1 protein-coding gene is annotated in these 344 nt (G+C 57.3%); it reads left to right on the plus strand.

The annotated features are described in order from the left end of the window. The coding region (locus tag A3754_RS00285) for a DUF1302 family protein (RefSeq protein ID WP_156496624.1) at nt 1–344 on the plus strand (344 nt) is incomplete at both ends.

Raw genomic sequence — 344 nt, forward strand, 5'->3', positions numbered from 1 at the left:
GTACCGCAGGATCGGCGGTTTCCGATGACGGCAACCTGAACTATGACGGCGGCGAAGTGGTTTCCTCCGTGGTCAAAGCCATCGGTGACTTCAACCTGCAATACAAGAACTACGGCCTCTTCGTACAGGCCAAGACCTGGTACGACTACACCCAGAAGGAAGGCTATGTTCCCCAGGGCAACTACCCCAATGGGTTCCAGGGCGGCAAGCTGAGCGACGACGGTTTCCATCGTAATTCCCAGTTCCAGGGCGCGACCTTCCAGCAGGTCTTTGCCCACGGCACCTTCCAGGTGAACGAACAGCTATTGAAAGTAGCAGCGGGCCGTAAATTGCTCCTGTGGGGC

Source organism: Alcanivorax sp. HI0083, assembly GCF_001635175.1.